Origin of the sequence: Streptomyces sp. NPDC021100 (assembly GCF_044333095.1) — a bacterium.
GTDB lineage: Bacteria > Actinomycetota > Actinomycetes > Streptomycetales > Streptomycetaceae > Streptomyces.
This window is the reverse complement of sequence record NZ_JBIRQH010000015.1, coordinates 150,833-169,551: the sequence shown is the minus strand read 5'-3', so window position 1 is coordinate 169,551 and position 18,719 is coordinate 150,833. Positions and strand designations below refer to the sequence as shown.

General features: G+C 72.1%; 16 protein-coding genes. 5 read left to right on the top strand and 11 right to left on the bottom strand.

Going from position 1 to position 18,719, the window contains the following annotated elements:
* Positions 1-254: 254 nt before the first annotated feature.
* Positions 255-941, top strand: coding sequence for a transglycosylase SLT domain-containing protein (locus tag ACH4PU_RS25230; RefSeq protein WP_398276218.1), 687 nt, complete (start codon positions 255-257; stop codon positions 939-941).
* Positions 942-1,134: 193 nt separating this feature from the next.
* Positions 1,135-2,526 carry a phosphatase PAP2 family protein gene (locus ACH4PU_RS25225; protein WP_398276215.1) on the top strand — a complete coding sequence of 464 codons (1,392 nt, stop codon included), beginning with the start codon at positions 1,135-1,137 and terminating at the stop codon, positions 2,524-2,526.
* A gap of 686 nt (positions 2,527-3,212) precedes the next feature.
* On the opposite strand, the gene glnA is transcribed toward ACH4PU_RS25225, so the two are convergent.
* A complete protein-coding gene (gene glnA, locus ACH4PU_RS25220; protein WP_223771588.1) occupies positions 3,213-4,622 on the bottom strand; it encodes a type I glutamate--ammonia ligase in 1,410 nt (469 codons plus the stop codon).
* A gap of 197 nt (positions 4,623-4,819) precedes the next feature.
* On the opposite strand from glnA, the gene ACH4PU_RS25215 reads away from it, so the two are divergent.
* Positions 4,820-5,287 carry an RDD family protein gene (locus tag ACH4PU_RS25215; protein ID WP_398276212.1) on the top strand — a complete coding sequence of 156 codons (468 nt, stop codon included), beginning with the start codon at positions 4,820-4,822 and terminating at the stop codon, positions 5,285-5,287.
* 106 nt (positions 5,288-5,393) lie between these two features.
* Here the strand turns inward: ACH4PU_RS25215 and ACH4PU_RS25210 are convergent, their stop codons facing one another.
* The 4 genes from ACH4PU_RS25210 to lipB form a co-directional block, all read right to left on the bottom strand.
* Positions 5,394-6,074 carry a DUF4191 domain-containing protein gene (locus ACH4PU_RS25210; protein ID WP_185940472.1) on the bottom strand — a complete coding sequence of 227 codons (681 nt, stop codon included), beginning with the start codon at positions 6,072-6,074 and terminating at the stop codon, positions 5,394-5,396.
* A gap of 10 nt (positions 6,075-6,084) precedes the next feature.
* Positions 6,085-6,360, bottom strand: a complete 276-nt coding sequence (locus tag ACH4PU_RS25205; protein ID WP_398276208.1) for a hypothetical protein — start codon at positions 6,358-6,360, stop codon at positions 6,085-6,087.
* Between the two features lie 250 nt (positions 6,361-6,610).
* Complete coding sequence (lipA, locus tag ACH4PU_RS25200) at positions 6,611-7,549, bottom strand: lipoyl synthase (protein ID WP_398276205.1); 939 nt, start codon at positions 7,547-7,549, stop codon at positions 6,611-6,613.
* Positions 7,550-7,744: 195 nt separating this feature from the next.
* Complete coding sequence (gene lipB, locus ACH4PU_RS25195) at positions 7,745-8,527, bottom strand: lipoyl(octanoyl) transferase LipB (protein WP_398276203.1); 783 nt, start codon at positions 8,525-8,527, stop codon at positions 7,745-7,747.
* A 300-nt stretch (positions 8,528-8,827) separates the two neighbouring features.
* Here lipB and ACH4PU_RS25190 point away from each other — a divergent pair, with 300 nt between their 5' ends.
* A complete protein-coding gene (locus tag ACH4PU_RS25190) occupies positions 8,828-10,363 on the top strand; it encodes a regulator (protein WP_398276200.1) in 1,536 nt (511 codons plus the stop codon).
* Positions 10,364-10,535: 172 nt separating this feature from the next.
* On the opposite strand, the gene ACH4PU_RS25185 is transcribed toward ACH4PU_RS25190, so the two are convergent.
* The 3 genes from ACH4PU_RS25185 to ACH4PU_RS25175 all read right to left on the bottom strand — a co-directional run bounded on the left by ACH4PU_RS25185 (position 10,536) and on the right by ACH4PU_RS25175 (position 13,673).
* A complete protein-coding gene (locus ACH4PU_RS25185; protein ID WP_398276197.1) occupies positions 10,536-11,864 on the bottom strand; it encodes an NAD(P)/FAD-dependent oxidoreductase in 1,329 nt (442 codons plus the stop codon).
* A gap of 168 nt (positions 11,865-12,032) precedes the next feature.
* A complete protein-coding gene (locus tag ACH4PU_RS25180; protein ID WP_398276194.1) occupies positions 12,033-12,947 on the bottom strand; it encodes a TIGR01777 family oxidoreductase in 915 nt (304 codons plus the stop codon).
* A gap of 207 nt (positions 12,948-13,154) precedes the next feature.
* Positions 13,155-13,673, bottom strand: a complete 519-nt coding sequence (locus ACH4PU_RS25175; protein WP_398276312.1) for a DUF4240 domain-containing protein — start codon at positions 13,671-13,673, stop codon at positions 13,155-13,157.
* 165 nt (positions 13,674-13,838) lie between these two features.
* On the opposite strand from ACH4PU_RS25175, the gene ACH4PU_RS25170 reads away from it, so the two are divergent.
* Positions 13,839-14,762 (top strand): SDR family oxidoreductase, encoded by a 924-nt coding sequence (locus ACH4PU_RS25170; RefSeq protein WP_398276191.1) that lies wholly within the window; start codon positions 13,839-13,841, stop codon positions 14,760-14,762.
* Positions 14,763-14,996: 234 nt separating this feature from the next.
* Here the strand turns inward: ACH4PU_RS25170 and ACH4PU_RS25165 are convergent, their stop codons facing one another.
* The 3 genes from ACH4PU_RS25165 to sucB all read right to left on the bottom strand — a co-directional run bounded on the left by ACH4PU_RS25165 (position 14,997) and on the right by sucB (position 18,715).
* Entirely contained in the window at positions 14,997-15,980 is a 984-nt protein-coding gene (locus tag ACH4PU_RS25165) for a helix-turn-helix transcriptional regulator (RefSeq protein ID WP_398276188.1), read from the bottom strand.
* Positions 15,981-16,181: 201 nt separating this feature from the next.
* The gene (locus tag ACH4PU_RS25160; protein WP_398276185.1) at positions 16,182-16,814 is read right to left on the bottom strand and encodes a GntR family transcriptional regulator; all 633 of its coding nucleotides are present in this window, start codon (positions 16,812-16,814) and stop codon (positions 16,182-16,184) included.
* Positions 16,815-16,930: 116 nt separating this feature from the next.
* A complete protein-coding gene (gene sucB / locus ACH4PU_RS25155; RefSeq protein ID WP_398276182.1) occupies positions 16,931-18,715 on the bottom strand; it encodes a 2-oxoglutarate dehydrogenase, E2 component, dihydrolipoamide succinyltransferase in 1,785 nt (594 codons plus the stop codon).
* Between the last annotated feature and the right edge of the window lie 4 nt (positions 18,716-18,719).

Here is an 18,719-nt window from a genome sequence, read left to right as displayed (position 1 = left end):
GCTGTGAGGCCGCGCATAGGGCCTCGATCACATACGGGTTTCTTTAGTGCTGTGCGTTCCCGATTTCCCGGGGATTCCCGGCGTTTCGAGGCGGGATGAACGATGCGGGGGAGTAGGTCACAGTGCTTGTCGGGGGTTTTCCGGGCCGCTAACAATTGCTGGACCGCACGGCGCCGTCCGACCGAGAACGGCGCTTTTCTTTGCGCCGGTCCTGGCCTGTGCGGTTTCCCGATCCGAAAGGGTTCAGCTTCCTCATGCGTTCCACTCACTCCGGCTATACCCGTCTGACCAAGGCCCACAAGTTCTCCGCCGCGGCGCTGACCGCCGCCGGTGCCGCCGCCCTGGCGTTCGGTGCCGCCTCGCACGCCGAGGCCGCCCCGGCGCCGGTCAAGCCGGTGGCCTGGAACGCGAAGAGCCTCGCCCAGACGCAGGGTGCCGAGCGGGCGGACGCCGCCGACAAGGCCGCCGAGCAGGCGAAGGCCGACGCCGCGGCGAAGGTCAAGGCGGACAAGGAGCGGGCCGCGAAGCAGGCCGCGAACCGTTCCACCGCCCGCGAGCCGCTGCGGAAGCCCGTGGAGAAGCCCGCCGCGGCCCCGGCCGCTCCGGCGCCGAAGGCGTACGGGAACGACCTGGAGGGCTGGATCTCGCAGGCTCTGGACATCATGAAGGCCAAGGGCATCCCGGCCTCTTACGACGGCGTCAAGCGCAACATCATGCGCGAGTCGACGGGTAACCCGCGTGCGATCAACGACTGGGACGTCAACGCGGTCAACGGTGTGCCGTCGAAGGGTCTGCTGCAGATCATCGACCCGACGTTCAAGGCGTACCACGTCGAGGGCACGTCCTGGGACATCTACGACCCGGTGGCCAACATCGTCGCGTCCTGCAACTACGCGGCCGACAAGTACGGCTCGATGGACAACGTCAACTCCGCGTACTGACGGAGAGCGAAAAACGCACCGCCGGAGGGCGGCGGCATCCGGTTTTCGGTGCCGCCGCCCTCCGGCGCGTCCACCCGACGTGCCCGTCATCGGCCGAGGTCACGCACCCCCCGTCACGGAGAGTGGCCGACCGCGCCAGAACGTCACAGATCCGAACAAATCATCGCAACAGTTGACGTCTATAGTGTCCTGAGTGTTCGCGCGAATAAGCAGCAGAGACAAGCTCGCCGCGTGGCGGCAACCACGGGTGATCCTGTGGACCGTGGCGGGCGTGGCGACGCTCGCGTTCTTCATCGTGCTGGAGATCGTCGCGCGCCGCGTAGGCGGCGAGCCGGGCCCGCTGGTCACCCAGGCGAAGGAGCTCGTCTTCCCGCCCAAGCCGGGCCCGCTGTACGCCGGTCTGGCGCTGACGATGGTGGTGCTCACCTGGCGGCAACGGCTCATCGCGGCGGCCTGGGCGATCGGCATCGACCTCGTCTTCGTCCTGGGGCGGTGGGCGGCCGACGTCAAGGTGACCGACGGCCGCTACTTCGGCAACGGCGCGCTGTGGGTGATGCTGGGCGTCGCGGTCATCGCGTTCACACGCCGCACCGGCCGGGAACGCACCCTGCTGCTCAAGGGCGTCGGACTGGGCCTGCTGCTGGTGGCCGGCCGCAAGGTCGGCGACTCCTGGCTCATGATCACCTGGAAGACCCGCCCGAAGGTGCTCGACCAGTACGTGGCGACCGCCGACCACGCCCTCGGCAACCCGTCGTGGGCGGCGGGCCGCATCCTCAAGGCCACGGAGCCGATCGGCCCGCACATCCTCGACCTCGTCTACGCGCACCTCGCCGTGGCCGCGATCGTCTTCGCGCTGTACCAGCTCCGCAACGTGGCCGCCGAGCGCCGCTTCCCGCGCCACCACCTGGTCCGCACCTTCCTGGTGATCGGCCTCGTCGGCCCGGCCTTCTACATGCTCTTCCCCGTGGTCGGCCCGGTGTTCGCCTACGGCCCGGGCGCCTCCGGCACCGGCGGCGTGGAGTGGGCGACGGCCAACATCTGGCCGCACACCCCGCCGGTGATCGGCATCCCGCACGCCTTCACGTACGACGACCTCACCCCGCGCAACTGCATGCCCAGCCTGCACACGGCCTGGGCCACCGCGATCTTCATCCACTCCCGCAAGGGCCCCCGCTGGGTGCGGTACGGCGGCGCGTTCTGGCTGGTCGCCACCATCAGCGCCACCCTGGGCTTCGGCTACCACTACGGCTCGGACGTCATCGCCGGCGTGGTCTTCGCCCTCACCATCGAAGCGGGCATGCGCCTCTACGACCGCGGCCCGGACCGCTCGGGCATCCTGCTGATCGCCTACGGCACGACGGTCTTCACCGCGTTCCTCCTGGCCTACCGCTTCCTCCCGCTGGAGATGGCCGAAACCCCCTGGCTCTTCGGCCCCCTCCTCATCCTGGCCACCCTCTCGGTCATCTACGCCTACCTCCGCACCACCCGACAGTGGGACGCGAACCCCCTCACCCCCCTCCCGGACCCGAAACCCGTGGCGGAACCCCAGCGCGCAGAACCCCAGCCCGCACCGGAACCGGTCTGACCGTCCCGCCCCACCGCACCAACGACGAAGGGCCGCTCCCCGACCACGGGAAGCGGCCCTCGTCGCGCGCTCAGAGCGCTGCCTCGCTCCCTAGAGGTTGAGGCGGCAGAGCCTTCTGACCAGTGGAATCACGCTTCCCTGCCTGGCTCGGCGCATTCCGGCGAACATGGTGTGCCGTCGGCAGGAGCCGAGCCCTGAGCTCATGCGTCCGTCCCCAGAGAGCGGTCCGGTCCGAAGTGACTGACCTCCATGGTGGCGATGCCGCCTGGCGGGCTCACAAGCACGCCCCGAGCATCGAACAAGTGATCCATTGCCTCTAGGGATACCAGAAGGCTCTGACATCGGGTGCTGTGCCGATCGTGAACACCGAGTGCTGATCGGGCCGCAGCGACGAGCTGTACGAGGCGCGCGTGCGACAAGCATGGCCCTCGGGCGGGGGTGGCCCCGATGTCGTCGTCGCGCCGGTCGGCCTTCACCTTGGCGACATCAGCGGCAGCCCACCGATGAGACCTTGCCGAACAGGGCCTGCTCGACGAAAGGCCCGCTCGACCCGTGCCGCCCCGGGCGGGAAGCCGACCGCTGTACCGATAACCGGCCGAGGGCCGCTACCCGGCTATCGGGTAGCGGCCCTCGCAGTGGCCTTGCGCCAAGAAAGGAGCCGGGCGGTGCGCGCCCGGCCCCGCCTCTTAGAGGTCGAAGTACAGCTCGAACTCGTGCGGGTGCGGCCGCAGCTGCATCGGGGCGATTTCGTTGGTGCGCTTGTAGTCGATCCAGGTCTCGATCAGGTCGGACGTGAAGACGCCGCCGGCCTGGAGGTACTCGTTGTCGGCCTCGAGGGCCTCGAGGACGGCGGGGAGGGAGGTGGGGACCTGGGGGACGTTGGCGTGCTCGTCGGGGGCGAGCTCGTAGAGGTCCTTGTCGATCGGCTCGGCGGGCTCGATCTTGTTCTTGACGCCGTCGAGGCCGGCCAGGAGGAGGGCCGAGAAGGCGAGGTACGGGTTGGAGGACGGGTCCGGGGCGCGGAACTCGACGCGCTTGGCCTTCGGGTTGGAGCCCGTGATCGGGATGCGCATCGCGGCGGAGCGGTTGCGCTGCGAGTAGACCAGGTTGACCGGGGCCTCGAAGCCGGGGACCAGGCGGTGGTAGGAGTTCACCGTCGGGTTGGTGAAGGCCAGCAGCGACGGGGCGTGCTTGAGGATGCCGCCGATGTAGTAGCGGGCGGTGTCGGAGAGGCCCGCGTAGCCCTGCTCGTCGTAGAAGAGGGGCTCGCCGCCGGTCCACAGGGACTGGTGGACGTGCATGCCGGAGCCGTTGTCGCCGAAGATCGGCTTGGGCATGAAGGTGGCGGTCTTGCCGTTGCGCCAGGCGACGTTCTTCACGATGTACTTGAAGAGCATCAGGTCGTCGGCGGCGGCGAGGAGGGTGTTGAACTTGTAGTTGATCTCCGCCTGGCCGGCGGTGCCCACCTCGTGGTGCTGGCGCTCGACCTGGAGGCCGGCCTTGTCCAGCTCCAGGGAGATCTCGGCACGGAGGTCGGCGAAGTGGTCGACCGGCGGGGCCGGGAAGTAGCCGCCCTTGTAGCGGACCTTGTAACCGCGGTTGTTCTCCACCGCACCGGTGTTCCAGGCGCCCGCCTCGGAGTCGATGTGGTAGAAGGACTGGTTCGCCGACGTCTCGAAACGGACGTTGTCGAAGACGTAGAACTCGGCCTCGGGGCCGAAGAACGCGGTGTCCGCGATACCGGTGGACGCGAGGTACGCCTCGGCCTTCTTCGCCACGTTCCGCGGGTCGCGGCTGTACTGCTCGCCGGTGATCGGGTCGTGGATGAAGAAGTTGATGTTGAGGGTCTTGTCCCGGCGGAACGGGTCCACGCGCGCGGTGGAGAGGTCGGCGCGCAGGGCCATGTCGGACTCGTGGATGGCCTGGAAGCCGCGGATCGACGAGCCGTCGAAGGCCAGCTCCTCCTCGGGGTCGAACGCCGCCGCCGGAATGGTGAAGTGCTGCATCACACCCGGCAGGTCACAGAAACGGACATCGACGAACTTGACGTCCTCGTCCTTGATGAACTTCTTGGCGTCGTCGCCGTTCTGGAACATCCAACCCTCCTAGCCCGGCCGCCAGCGGTCGGGGATTGCTTCGGTGGTGCTGCGGCCGACCCTAGAGAGACCGGATTTCCCAAGCATGACCCATTTGTTTCGCCGAGGTTAACCGGAGCGCCGCGCAATGATCATCGAATCGCGTCGACGCCTACCCGGCCCGCAGTGATCGCAAGCCTCCCCAGTACCGTGGACGGGTGGACAAAAGGCAGGCAATCGGCTCGTGGCTCTCCGGACCCCGCGCGGCGGCGGAGCAGATGGGCATCGACTTCGGCTATCGCGGGGAGCAACTCGGGCTGCCGGAGCACGGGCCGGGCTCCGTCGCCCCGCTCGGACGGCGGTTCGCCGCCATCTTCATCGACTGGGGCCTGAGCATGCTCATCGCCTACGGCCTCTTCGCCCGGGGGGAGATCCACCGGGCCGGCAACTGGGCGCTGCTGGTCTTCTTCCTGCTCAGCGTGCTCACCGTCGGCACGGTCGGCTTCACCCCCGGGAAGCGGCTGCTCCGCATCCGGGTCATCGGGGAGAGCGGTGACCGGCTGACGTTCCCCAAGGCCCTGCTGCGCAGCGTGCTCCTCGTGATCGTCATCCCGGCCGTCATCTGGGACCGGGACACCCGCGGGCTGCACGACCGGCTCGCCAAGGCCGTTCAGGTGCGGTTCTAGCCGAACGGTCGGCAGGTGACAATGGAACGAGGGCGGGGCGGGACCGTGTCGGTCCCGCCCCGCCCTCACTCCGTCCGCGCCTTTCGCTGCGGCCGTGTCAGTGGCGTCAGCGACCCTTCGGCATCCGCATGCCCTTCGGCATCGGACCCTTCGGGATCGGCATGTTGCTCATCAGGTCGCCCAGCGCCCGCAGCCGGTCGTTGACGACCGTCACCTGCGCGCCCGGCAGCACCCGCGGCAGCTTCAGCAGGGTGGTGCGCAGCTTCTTCAGCGGCACCTGGCCCTCGCCGTTGCCCACCACGACGTCGTGCACCGGCACGTCCGCGACGATGCGCGCCATCCGCTTCTTCTCGGCGGCCAGCAGGCCCTTCAGCCGGTTCGGGTTGCCCTCGCCGACCAGGACGATGCCGGCCTTGCCGACCGAGCGGTGGACGACGTCCTGGTTGCGGTTCATCGCCACCGCGGGCGTCGTCGTCCAGCCGCGGCCGATGTTGTCCAGCACCGCGGCCGCGGCGCCCGGCTGGCCCTCCATCTGCCCGAAGGCGGCACGCTCGGCACGGCGGCCGAAGACGATCGCCATCGCGAGGAAGGCCAGCAGGAAGCCCAGGATGCCCAGGTAGATCGGGTGGTCGATCAAGAAGCCGATGGCGAGGAGGACACCGAAGGTGACAATGCCCACGCCCGCGACGACAAGACCGACCTTCGAATCGACCTTCTTGGTCATCTTGTAGGTCAGGGCGATCTGCTTCAGTCGCCCGGGGTTCTCGGATGTTTCCTTCCTCGCCATATGGCGAAGTTTACGTGTCCTGCGGGCCGGGGGCCGCCGCGGCCTCCAGGACCGCGGTCTCCAGGAGGTGCTGGGCCTCGCGCCGGTCCTTGGCCCGGCGGCGGTCCTCCAGGACCGCGGTCCACGCGTTGCGGCGGGCGGTGCGCTGGCCGCCGCGCAGCAGCAGGCGTTCCAGGGCCAGCAGCGCACCCGTCACCGAGGGCGGCCGGACGGCCAGCGTGGAAGGCAGGGCGGAGAAGGCGTGTGCGGCGGTCGCCGTCGTCGCGCGGGCGGGCGCGGCCTGCATGTCGTGTCCTCTCGTGGGCGGAAGGGTGAGAGGTGGGGGAGCGGGCGGTGCTTTCGTGCGCGGTTGTGCTCGTGCACAAGTCTGATGTGTGTACGACTGTTCGTGCGCACATCGTTACCCACCGGTGTTACCGGCGCGTGACGGACTGGTCAAAGACTATGAAACGTTGACGCGGCCCGACCGGGGCCTCCCGGGTGGGAAGGGGGGCCGGTCGGGCCGCGTCGGACGAACAAGGGGGCCGGCGGCGCGCTTACGCCGCCGCTTCGTTCCGCTTCTCGATCGCCTGGCGGTACAGCCGTCCCGCCCGGTACGACGAGCGGACCAGCGGGCCCGACATCACGCCGGCGTAGCCGATCTCCTCGGCCTCCTGCTGGAGCTCCACGAACTCCTGCGGCTTCACCCACCGCTCCACCGGGTGGTGGCGCGGCGACGGGCGCAGGTACTGGGTGATCGTGATGAGTTCGCAACCCGCCTCGTGGAGGTCGCGGAGGGCCTGGGTGATCTCCTCGCGGTCCTCGCCCATGCCGAGGATCAGGTTGGACTTCGTCACCAGGCCGGCCTCGCGGGCCTTCGTGATGACCTCCAGCGAGCGCTCGTAGCGGAAGCCGGGGCGGATCCGCTTGAAGATCCGGGGGACCGTCTCGACGTTGTGCGCCAGCACCTCGGGGCGGGACGAGAAGACCTCGGCCAGCTGGTCGGGCTTGGCGTTGAAGTCGGGGATCAGCAGCTCGACGCCGGTGTCCGGCATCAGGCCGTGGATCTGGCGGACGGTCTCGGCGTACAGCCAGGCGCCGCCGTCCTCCAGGTCGTCGCGGGCCACACCGGTGATCGTCGCGTACTTGAGCTCCATGGACCGCACGGATTCGGCCACGCGGCGGGGCTCGTCGCGGTCCAGGGCCTGCGGCTTGCCGGTGTCGATCTGGCAGAAGTCACAGCGCCGGGTGCACTGGTCGCCGCCGATGAGGAACGTCGCCTCGCGGTCCTCCCAGCACTCGTAGATGTTGGGACAGCCCGCTTCCTGGCACACCGTGTGCAGGCCCTCGCGCTTCACCAGACCCTGGAGCTCGGTGTACTCGGGGCCCATCTTCGCCCGGGTCTTGATCCACTCGGGCTTGCGTTCGATGGGGGTCTGGGCGTTCCGGACCTCAAGGCGCAGCATCTTGCGTCCGTCGGGTGCGACAGCGGACACTCCGGCTCCCTATGACTTCGATTCTTCGGCGGACACCAGGGTACGCCCGTTCGTTCTGATGTTCTTACGCCCGGGGAACCGGCGAGACGGCGGTGGCATTCCCGGAGGGGTGTGAGGCGGAGGCCCCGAGGGGCGTGGGCGCGACAGTGGCGTCGGGTGGCCGAAACCGGCCCCCACAGCCCCCCGCGTGGCCCGTCAGACGGCCCGCGGCAGCGGCTCGGCCGTCTCCAGGACCTCCCGCAGGTGCTTCTCCACGACGGGCAGCACCTCGCCGACGGTGACCCGCCGGCCCAGCTCGTTCGAGAGCGACGTCACTCCGGCGTCCCGGATGCCGCACGGCACGATGCGGTCGAACCAGGTGTTGTCGGGGTCGCAGTTCAGGGAGAAGCCGTGCATGGTGACGCCCTTGGCGATGCGGATGCCGATCGCGGCGAGCTTGCGGTCCTCGCCGCGCTGGCCGGCGTTGGAGGGGGCGTACTCGGGGCCGCTGAGGCGCGGGTCGAACTCGTCGTCCGCCGAGCGGGGAGCCGCCAGGTCGAGCTGGAGGGCGCCGGTCGCGGGCCGCTCGCCGGCCTCGCCGAGGACCCAGACGCCGCTGCGGCCCTCGACCCGGGTGGTGGCCAGTCCGAATTCCGCGCAGGCCCGGATCAGGGCCTCCTCCAGCCGGCGGACGTGCGCGATGACGTCCACCGGGCGCGGGAGCTTGAGGATCGGGTAGCCGACGAGCTGGCCCGGGCCGTGCCAGGTGATCTTTCCGCCGCGGTCCACGTCGACGACCGGCGTCCCGTCCAGGGGGCGCTCGCTGTCCTCCGTGCGCCGTCCGGCGGTGTAGACCGCCGGGTGCTCCAGCATCAGGCAGGTGTCCGGGATCTCGTCCGCGAACCGGGCCGCGTGGACGCGGCGCTGCTCCTGCCACGCCTCCTGGTACTCGACGGCGTCCGCCCCGAAGCCCAGATGGACAAAGCGCAGCTCACTCACGGCAGCTCCTGTTCCCGTCTTCCCGTCCTCGCGGGTCCGCTCCGAACCCCTGGCACCGGCGGGCGCGTACGTCCCGGACGCGCGCGCCGTGCCCAAGCCACTGTACGGCGGCCTCCGAATGGGCTGCGGTCGAGCCCCTTACAAGATCGTCTGGCGGCGCTTTTCCGTGCCTATTTGATCTGTCTCTGATCTGTCCTCACACGATCGGATGAATGCGGGGCGAAGGTGGCGTTCAGGGCGGCGGGGACCGCTAAATTCACGCCGTTCCCAGAATGGCGATCAGGGAGACCGGGCAGGTTGATGACGGAACGACCCCCACAGCGCATTCCCAACCGCCAGCTAGCCGCGCTCATCGCGGAGGCCGGCTTCTCCAACGCGGGGCTCGCACGTCGCGTCGATCAATTAGGGCTGGAGCACGGCCTCGACCTGCGCTACGACAAGACCTCCGTCACCCGGTGGCTCCGCGGCCAGCAGCCGCGCGGCACGACACCGGCGTTGATCGCCGAGGTCTTCACCCGGCGGCTGGGACGGCGGCTGTCCGCGCAGGACCTCGGGCTCGACGCGTGTGCGCCGGTGTACGCGGGGCTGGAATTCGCCGCGTCGCCGGCGGAGGCCATTGACATCGTGAGCGGCTTGTGGCGCAAGGACTCCGGCAGCCACACCGAGCTGCGCAAGATCGCGTTCACGCCCGCGGGGCTGGTGGTGCCCAGCCGCGACTGGCTGATCGGACGCGCCGACGACCGGGTGGCCCGTACACCCGCCCCGCCCCCCGGGGCCGCCGGACCCCCCGGCGCACCCGGTGCACCGGGCGCACCCGGCGCCCAGGGGCCGGGTACGGGCGGGCCCCCGCCTCCCGGCGAGGGCGGCGGCCGGATCGGCGAGAGACCGACGGGCCGGACGCTGGTCCCCCGGCAGCGCGCCGAACGGGCGCCCGGGAGCCGCGTCTCCATGGGCGACATCGCGGCCCTGCGCTCCGTCGGCGAGCTCTTCCGCACGCTCGACCACGCGTACGGCGGCGGGCACGCGCGGCAGGCGCTCGTCCGCTACCTGGAGCACGAGGCCGAGCCGATGCTGCGCGGCACGTACGGCGAGACCACGGGACGCCGGCTGTTCGGCGCCGCCGCGGACCTCACCCGGCTCGCCGGGTGGACCTCGTACGACATCGCCGCCCACGGGCTCGCCCAGCGGTACTACGTGCAGGCGCTGCGCCTGGCACAGGCCGCGGGCGACCGGGCGTACGGCAGCTATGTCCTGGTGACCATGAGCCGCCAGGCCGTCTACCTCGGCCACGGCCGGGAGGCGGTCCAGCTCGCCCGCGTCGCCCAGCAGGGCGTCGGGTCCGGCGCACCCCCCGTCGTGCAGTCCCTGCTGCACGCGGTGGAGGCGCGCGGGCACGCGGTGCTCGGCGAGGTACGGGCCTGCTCCGCCTCCCTCGCCCGCGCCGAACGGGCACTGGAGACGGCCAGGCCCTCGGACGACGTGCCGTACTGGATCCGCTTCTTCGACGAGGCGGAGCTCGCGGACGAGTTCGCGCACTGCCATCGGGATTTGCAGCAGTGGCGGGCGGCCGCGCAGCACGCGGAGCGGTCGTTGCAGCTGCGGGCGCCCGCGTACGCGCGGAGCAGGCTCTTCTGCCGGGTGGTGCTGGCCGCTGCGCGGCTGGGGCTCGGGGAGCTGGAGCAGGCTTGCGCGCTGGGGGCGGAGGCGGCGCAGGCCGCCGCCGAGATGCGGTCCGTTCGGGCCGTGGAGTATGTGCGGGAGTTCGAGCGGCGGCTTGATCCCTATCGGGATGCGGCGGCGGTGCGGGGGTATCGGGAGAAGGTGGCGGTGTTGTAGGGGGTGCGCCCCAGTCCCGCCCCTTCGCCGCTTCCTGGGGCTGCCGCCCCAGACCCCCCTGATCGCGGCTTCGCCGCTCGTCCTCAAACGCCGGACAGGCTGTATCAGCCTGTCCGGCGTTTGAGGACAACCGCGCGGGGTGCGGGGGCGCAGCCCCCGCAAGGAACACCCCCTACGCCACGCGCAGCGCCTGAGCGTCCTGCTCCGGGCGGATCCCCAGATCCCGCAGCAGCGCGTGTGCCGCCCGTCGCCCCGAGAACAGGGCCCCCTGGACCGTACTCGTGTCGCGGTGATCGCCGCACACGTACAACCCGGACAACAACCGCACCGGCCGCCGCACATCATGCGGCGCCGGCATGGCCGGAACGGCGTCCGCGTCGTGGTGGGCGGTCAGCAGCTCGAGGTCGTCGGGGGCGAGGCCGTACACCCGCGCCAGCTGCGTCCGCGCCGTGCGGTCGAGTTCGGGCACCGGGGTGCCCGCCGCGCGGCCGAGGACGGTGGAGGTGATGAGGACGCGGCCGGCGGGGGCCCGGTCGGGGTCGACCTCGCTGGCGACGGTGGTGTGGGCGACGGGCCCGCCCCGGCCGCCCGTCACGATCAGGGCGGCGTCGCACGGCGGGGCCTCGGCGGCCGTGTGGTGAAGCACCGTCACCGGGTGGAAGCCGGGCAGCCGGAGGCCGGGCAGCAGGCCGGCGGCGGCCCGGGCGCCGGTGGCGATGATCACCGAGCGGCAGCCGATCTCGCCGTGGCCGGCGGTGGTGACGGAGGTGATGTCCGCGGAGGTGGCCCGGACGCCCGTCCGGACCGTCCCCGGCGGCAGCAGTCCCGCCAGCAGCTCGGCCATCGTGCCCGCCCCGCCCGCCGGGAGGCAGAGCCGGCCGCGGGCGAAGCCGCGCAGGACGAGGTCGGCACAGCGGCTGGACGTGGTGAGTTCGGGGTCGGACAGCAGGGAGGCCAGCAGCGGGCGGAGGAAGCCCTCGATCGTACGGGCCGGCAGGCCGCGGCCGGCGAGGGTGGCGGCCGTCGGGCGGTCCGGGCGGGCCAGCAGCCGGTCGGTGGGCAGCGCGGCGAGCCGGGCGAGCGCCGCGTCGAGCCGGGCCTGGTCGAGGCCGGTGGCCCGGGAGGCGCGGGCGGCCGTGGCCAGGGCGCGGGCGGTGGTGAACGCCCTCTTGGCGCCGCGCGCCTCGCCGCCGATCCGGTGGTTGCGGCCGTCGGCGTGGACCAGGACACCCGGCAGGAAGGGCCGCAGGGTGAGGGCACCGAGGCCGGGGGTGCGCCGCAGGTCGGGGAAGGCGGTGTTGAGCAGCTGGCCGGAGCGGTCCAGCCGGAAGCCGTCGATCCGGTCCGTCGCCATCCGGCCGCCCGGCCGGTCCGCGGCCTCCAGGACGGTGACGCCGACGCCGGCGTTGGCCAGTTGGTGTGCTGCCGAGAGCCCGGCGAGGCCGGCTCCGACGATGACGACATCGGCGTGGTGTGCGGTGTGGCGTGCGCTGCTGGCCACGTGGCCTCCCGGGGTCGGTCCGCTCGCTCGGGGGCGTGATGCCCCCAACCGGCTGGCGCAATGCGCGAGTTCGCCTCGACCGTAGAGAGAATTCCGGTCAATAACAGTCGCGCACGGATAGAGCACGGTCGCACGGCGGTCGCACGGTTACGGTTCCGGGGCGGTCAATCATCGGGCGGAAGCGTGGCCCTCGGGGGTGAGTGCCGCGCGGACGGCGCTCTCGACGTCCGGGTGCGCGAACCGGAAGCCCGAGTCCAGCAGCCGCCGGGGCACGGCCCGTTGGCTGGACAGCACGTCCGACGCGAGCTCCCCCAGCACCAGCCGCAGCGCCGGGGCGGGCGCGGGGAACAGCGCGGGGCGGCGCAGTACGCGCCCCATCGTCCGGGCCACCTCGTGGTTGGTGACCGGCTCGGGCGCGGTCAGGTTCACCGGACCGGACAGTTCCGGGGTGTCCAGCAGATGGCGCACGGCGGCGATGTGGTCGCGCAGGGAGATGAAGCTCCAGTACTGGCGGCCGTTCCCGAGGGGCCCGCCCAGCCCCAGCCGGAACAGCGGGAACATCCGGCCCCAGGCGCCACCGCTGCGGCTCACCACCAGCCCGGTCCGGATCAGCACCGTCCGTACGCCCGCCTCGGCGGCGGGGGCCGTGGCCGCCTCCCACTCCTGGCAGACCCCGGCCAGGAAGCCGCGGCCGGGCGGGGAGTCCTCGTCCAGGACGCGGTCGCCCGCGTCGCCGTAGAAGCCGGTGGCGCTCGCGCTCACCAGCACCCGCGGCGGGGTGTCGAGGCACGCGATCGCCTCGGCGACCGCCGCCGTGCCGAGCACCCGGCTCTCGCGGATCTCCCGCTTGTACGCCTCCGTCCAACGGTGCGCCCCCACGCCGGCGCCCGCGAGGTGCACCACCGCGTCGCAGCCGGCCAGCGCGCGGGTGTCCACCCGCTGCCGCTTCGGGTCCCACTCGGCCTCGTCCTCACTCCGGGGCGCGCGGCGTACGAACCGCGTGACGCGGTGGCCGTCCGCCTCCAGCGAGCGGGTGAGCGCCGTACCGATGAGGCCGGTCGAGCCGGTGAGGGCGATGCGCATGGGTCACACCTTTCCGGGGCGTCCCGTTGTGCGGGGCGTCCGTCTTCAGGGGCGTCCCGCCTTGAGGGGCGTCCCGTCACACCTTTCCCGGGTGTTCCGGGTCCACGCCCGACGGGGGCGGGTCGGGGTCGTACCCGACGAAGGCGGGTCGGGTTCACGCCCGACGGGGCGGGGCGAACGGGCCGTTGTGAGCGGACCGAACGGCCGTCACGACCGAAAACGCTCCCACAGCGCGGGGAAGCGTTCCGCCAGCGCGTCCTCGTCCGCCAGGTCGAGCGGGGCCCCCTGCGGCTCGGCCGGTGCCGGCGGCAGCGCCAGGTCGGGCAGTTCGGCGCCGGTGAGCTGCTCGTACGCCTCCTCGGCCGCGTAACCGAGGTCCTCGCCGTCCCCGTCCGTCTCCTCGTCGAAGCCGTCGAGCAACTCGGCGAGCCGGTCGGGATCGTGCAGGGCACCCTCGAAGACATGCCGGCCCTGGCCGATCAGCCAGCAGCGGAAGTAGTCGAACGCGTCGTCGCCCGCCCCACCGAGCAGCACGGCCGCCGCACCCCACAGGTCCCACTGGTAGGCGCGGTTGTAGCGCACCTCGAAGTGCCGGGCGAAGTCCGTGACGCGGTCCGGATCGAGCCGCATCAGCCGCTCGACCAGCAGGTCGGCGTGTTCCTCGGGATCGCCGCCGGCCTCGGCCCGCGTCTCGTCGATCAGCTGCCAGAACTCCGTCTCGTCCATCACGGCAACAGCATCCGTCCTGGCCTGTCGGGACGCACGCGGAGCGGCTCTTGTGGGGCGGGCGAGAAAATACGACAGGAGGTGTCGGGTATTCGTGGCACCGTTCCTCCCGTCGCGCGGCGGGCGCCGTGACGACGGGACGGATCGGAAAGGGACGACACGAACGTGAACGCCGGAACGAGGGCACTCGAAGGCAAGGTCGCACTGGTCGCGGGCGCCACGCGGGGAGCGGGCCGGGCCATGGCCGTCGAACTCGGTCGGGCCGGAGCCGTGGTCTACGTCACCGGCCGCACCACGCGCGAGCAGCGCAGCGAGGTCGGCCGGCCCGAGACCATCGAGGAGACGGCCGAACTGGTCACGGCGGCGGGCGGCACCGGCATCGCCGTCCGGGTCGACCACCTGGAGATCGAACAGGTCACGGCGCTCGTCGAACGCATCGACCGGGACCACGGCCGGCTCGACGTGCTCGTCAACGACGTCTGGGGCGGCGACCACCTGCTGGAGTTCGGGACCCGGGTGTGGGACCTGAAGATGGAACGGGCGCTGCGGATGCTGCGCCTCGCCCAGGACGCGCACCTGATCACCAGCCACTGTGCGCTGCCGCTGCTCATCCGGCGGCCGGGCGGGCTGGTCGTGGAGATCACGGACGGGACGGAGGAGTTCAACAACGCCCGGTACCGGGAGAACATGGTCTTCGACCTGGCCAAGTGGGGGCCGATCCGGCTGACGTGGGCGCTCGCCCAGGAGCTGGAGCCGTATGGCGGGACGGCGGTCTGCGTCAGCCCGGGGTTCCTGCGCTCCGAGGAGATGCTCGAGCATTTCGGGGTGACCGAGGCGAACTGGCGCGACGCTGTCGCCAAGGAGCCGCACTTCGCTGTCGCGGAGTCGCCGGCCTATATCGGGCGGGCGGTGGCCGCGCTGGCCGCTGACCCGGAGCGGGGGCGGTGGAACGGGCAGTCGCGGTTCAGTGGGGAGCTGGCGGCTCACTACGGGGTGACGGATGTGGACGGGTCGCGGCCGGATGCGCGGGGGTACTTCCTGGACGTCGTGTTCGGGGGGAGGGAGGCGACGGCGGAGGCGTATCGGTAGGCGCCTGCGGCGGGCTGTGCCCCGGTCCCGCCCTTTACCGTTTCTTGCGGGGGCTGCGCCCCCGCACCCCCGAAGCGCCCTGCGGGCGCTGTCCTCAAACGCCGGACAGGCTGATTTTTCAGCCTGTCCGGCGTTTGAGGACGAGCGGCGGAGCCGCGACAAGGGGGTCTGGGGGCGCAGCCCCCAGGAAACGGCGAATGGGGGTGCCCCCTCTGGGGGAGGGACCGGGGCACCTCACCCCACCCCATACAACGCCGCACTCCTCCGAGCCGCCTCCGCGAACCGCCCCCGCAACTCCGCCGGCTCCAGCACCTCCCCCTCCGGCCCCAGCGCCAGCAACTGCTCCTGGGCGACGTCCAGCGACTCGACGGCCAACGTCACCGTGACCCGCCCCGCCGCGTCCGGCGGCCCCGCCCCTTCCAGCGCGTCCCGCCCGGCCCGCCGGTCCGTGACGTACGGGAGCCGGCGCGCGCCCTCCGGGGTCAGCCGCAGGACGACGGTCTCGCGCAGCAGCGAACGCGCGAACAGCGCGGCCCGCTCCTCCCAGAAGGCGGGCAGGTCGAAGGAATCGTCCCGGTCGAAGTGCCCGGTGCCCGCCGCGACCGCGGTGAAGCGGTCCACCCGGTAGACGCGGTGGCCGGGGCGGTCCGCGGCGACGTGCGCGATCAGGTACCAGACGCCTGCCTTGAGGACGAGGCCGTACGGTTCCAGCTCCCGTTCCGCCTCCGTGCCGTCGCGCCGCCCGTAGCGGGCGGTCAGCCGGCGGTCGTCCCAGACGGCTTCCGCGACGGCGGGGAGCAGGGGCGGGGGACCGGCCGGCTGCCACCAGCCGGGCGCGTCCAGGTGGAAGCGCTGGGCGGCGGTCGCCGGGGCGTCGCCGAGCTCGGGCAGGAGCGCCGCGGAGACCTTGAGGCGGGCGGCGGAGGCGGCGTCGGCGAGGCCCATCTCGCGGAGGGCGGACGGCACCCCGGAGAGGAAGAGGGCTTCGGCCTCGGTGCGGCCGAGGCCGGTCAGCCGGGTGCGGTAGCCACCGACGAGGCGGTAGCCGCCGGTGCGGCCACGGTCGGCGTAGACGGGGATGCCGGCCTCGGAGAGGGCGAGGACGTCCCGGGCGACCGTGCGCTCGGAGACCTCCAGCCGCCGGGCCAGTTCCGCGCCCGTCATGGACGCGCGGGACTGCAGCAGCAGGACGAGTTTGATCAGGCGGGCCGCTCGCATGCGCCCATGATGCCGTGACGGAAAGGAAGTCATCAGGGGACGACGACAGGTACCCGTACGCCCAGCCAGGGCATCGGTCGACGGACGAGGACCTGTCGTCACCCCTGAGCCGCTCCGCGACACAGGACAGGGCGCGCGGCGCGGCTCCGCGGAGACGATACGCCCTGATCGATGATCGATCAACCGGACGGGGGTGCTCCGTCAGATTTGCGGTGCGCAGCCCAGCACGTGGGTCCGCAGCAGCTCCCCGATCCGCGGATCCCGCCTGCGGAACGCCGCCACCAGCTCCGCGTGGTCCTCCGCGTGTGCCGTCGGGCGCGGGCTCAGCCAGCGGATCGACAGGGTGGTCCACACCTCGATGCCCAGCGACTCCCAGGTGTGCAACAGCACGGAGTTGCCGGAGGCCAGCACGATCTCCCGGTGGAAGGCCACCGTGTGCCGCACCTGGGCCTCGCGGTCGCCGCGGCGGTCCGCCTCGTACAGCGGCTCGACCTCCCGGTCGAGCGCCGACGCGTCCTCGGCCAGCGCCTCGGCCGCCAGCTCGGCGGCGACCTGCTCCAGGCCCGCGCGGACCGGGTAGCTCTCCTTGAGGTCGGCGGCGGTGAGCTCGCGGACCCGGACGCCCTTGTTCGGGGACGACTCGATCAGCCGCAGCGACTCCAGCTCGCGCAGCGCCTCGCGTACCGGCGTCTGGCTGACCAGCAGCTCGGAGGCGATCCGCCGCTCGACGATGCGCTCGCCCGGCTGCCACCGGCCGCTGACGATCCCTTCCAGGATGTGTTCGCGGATCTGCTCGCGCAGCGAATGGACGACGGGGACGGCGGGTGGTGACATGGGCGCTCCTCGGCGGCCGGACGTTCGCCCGGCCATTATCCCGGTGGGCGAAACGGCGCGGCCCCGGCCCGTACCGGAGTACGGAGCCGGGGCCGCGCCCTGGGCGGGAGCCGGGATCAGAGACCGATCTCGGTCTCGAACTCGGCGGCCTCGAGGATCGCCTTGACCGTCGTCAGGTAACGGGCCGCGTCGGCACCGTCCACCAGGCGGTGGTCGTAGGAGAGCGTCACGTACGTCATGTCGCGGACGCCGATGGTGGTGCCCTCGGCGGTCTCGATGACGACCGGACGCTTCACCGTGGCGCCGATGCCCAGGATCGCGACCTGGTTCGGGGGCACGATGACCGTGTCGAACAGCGCACCGCGCGAGCCGGTGTTGCTGATCGTGAAGGTCGCGCCGGACATCTCGTCCGGGCTGATCTTGCCGGTACGGACCTTGCCCGCCAGCTCCGCCGTCTTCTTGGCGAGGCCCGCGATGTTGAGGTCACCCGCACCCTTGATGACCGGGGTCATCAGGCCCTTCTCCGAGTCGACGGCGATGCCGACGTTCTCGGAGTCGAAGTAGGTGATGGTGCCCTCGTCCTCGTTGATCCGGGCGTTGACGACCGGGTGGGCCTTCAGCGCCTGGACGGCGGCCTTGACGAAGAACGGCATCGGGGAGAGCTTGACGCCCTCGCGGGCGGCGAAGCCGTCCTTGGCCTTGGCGCGCATCCGCATGATCTTGGTGATGTCCACCTCGATCACGGAGCTGAGCTGGGCCTGGCCGTGCAGCGCCTTCATCATGTTGTCGGCGATGACCTTGCGCATGCGCGGCATCTTGACCGTCTGACCACGCAGCGGGGACGCCTCCAGGGCCGGGGCCTTGGGAGCGGCGGCAGCGGGAGCGGCCGGGGCCGGCGCGGCCTTGGCGGCCTCGGCGGCGGCCAGGACGTCCTGCTTGCGGATGCGACCGCCGACGCCGGTGCCCTGGACGCCCGCGAGGTTGACGCCGCTCTCGGCGGCGAGCTTGCGGACGAGCGGGGTCACGTAGGCGCCCTCGGCGTTGGCCACGGCGGCGGCCGGGGCCTGGGCGGCCGGAGCAGCCGGGGCGGCCGGAGCCGGAGCGGCCGGAGCCTGCGGGGCCGGGGCCGGGGCCGGGGCGGCGGCCGGAGCCGGCGCGGCGGGGGCCGCGGGGGCAGCCGGAGCCGCGGGGGCGGCCGGAGCGGCAGCCGGAGCGGCCGGAGCCGGAGCAGCGGCCGGGGCGGCCGGCGCGGGGGCGGCGGCGGGAGCCGGAGCGGCACCCGCGGCACCGATCACGGCCAGCTTGGCGCCGACCTCGGCGACCTCGTCCTCGCCGACGACGATCTCCAGCAGGACGCCGGAGGCCGGGGCCGGGATCTCGGTGTCGACCTTGTCGGTCGAGACCTCGAGCAGCGGCTCGTCCTCGGAGACCTCCTCGCCGACCTCCTTCAGCCAGCGGGTGACGGTGCCCTCGGTGACCGACTCGCCCAGCGCGGGCAGCACGACGTCGGTACCGGTGGCGCCGCCCGCCGGGGCAGCGGCGGCGGGGGCCTCGGCGGCCGGAGCCGGCGCGGCGGGGGCCTCGGCGGCGGGCGCCGGGGCGGGCTCGGCGGCCTCGGAAGACGCAGCCTCGGCGGCGGCCGGGGCAGCGGCGGGGGCGCCGGAGCCGTCGTCGATGATGGCCAGCTCGGAGCCGACCTCGACCGTCTCGTCCTCGGCGACCTTGATGGAGGCGAGGATGCCGGACGCGGGCGCCGGGATCTCGGTGTCGACCTTGTCGGTGGAGACCTCGAGCAGCGGCTCGTCGACCTCCACACGGTCACCTTCGGCCTTGAGCCAGCGAGTGACGGTGCCCTCGGACACGCTCTCGCCGAGCGCCGGCAGGGTTACGGAAACCGCCATGGTG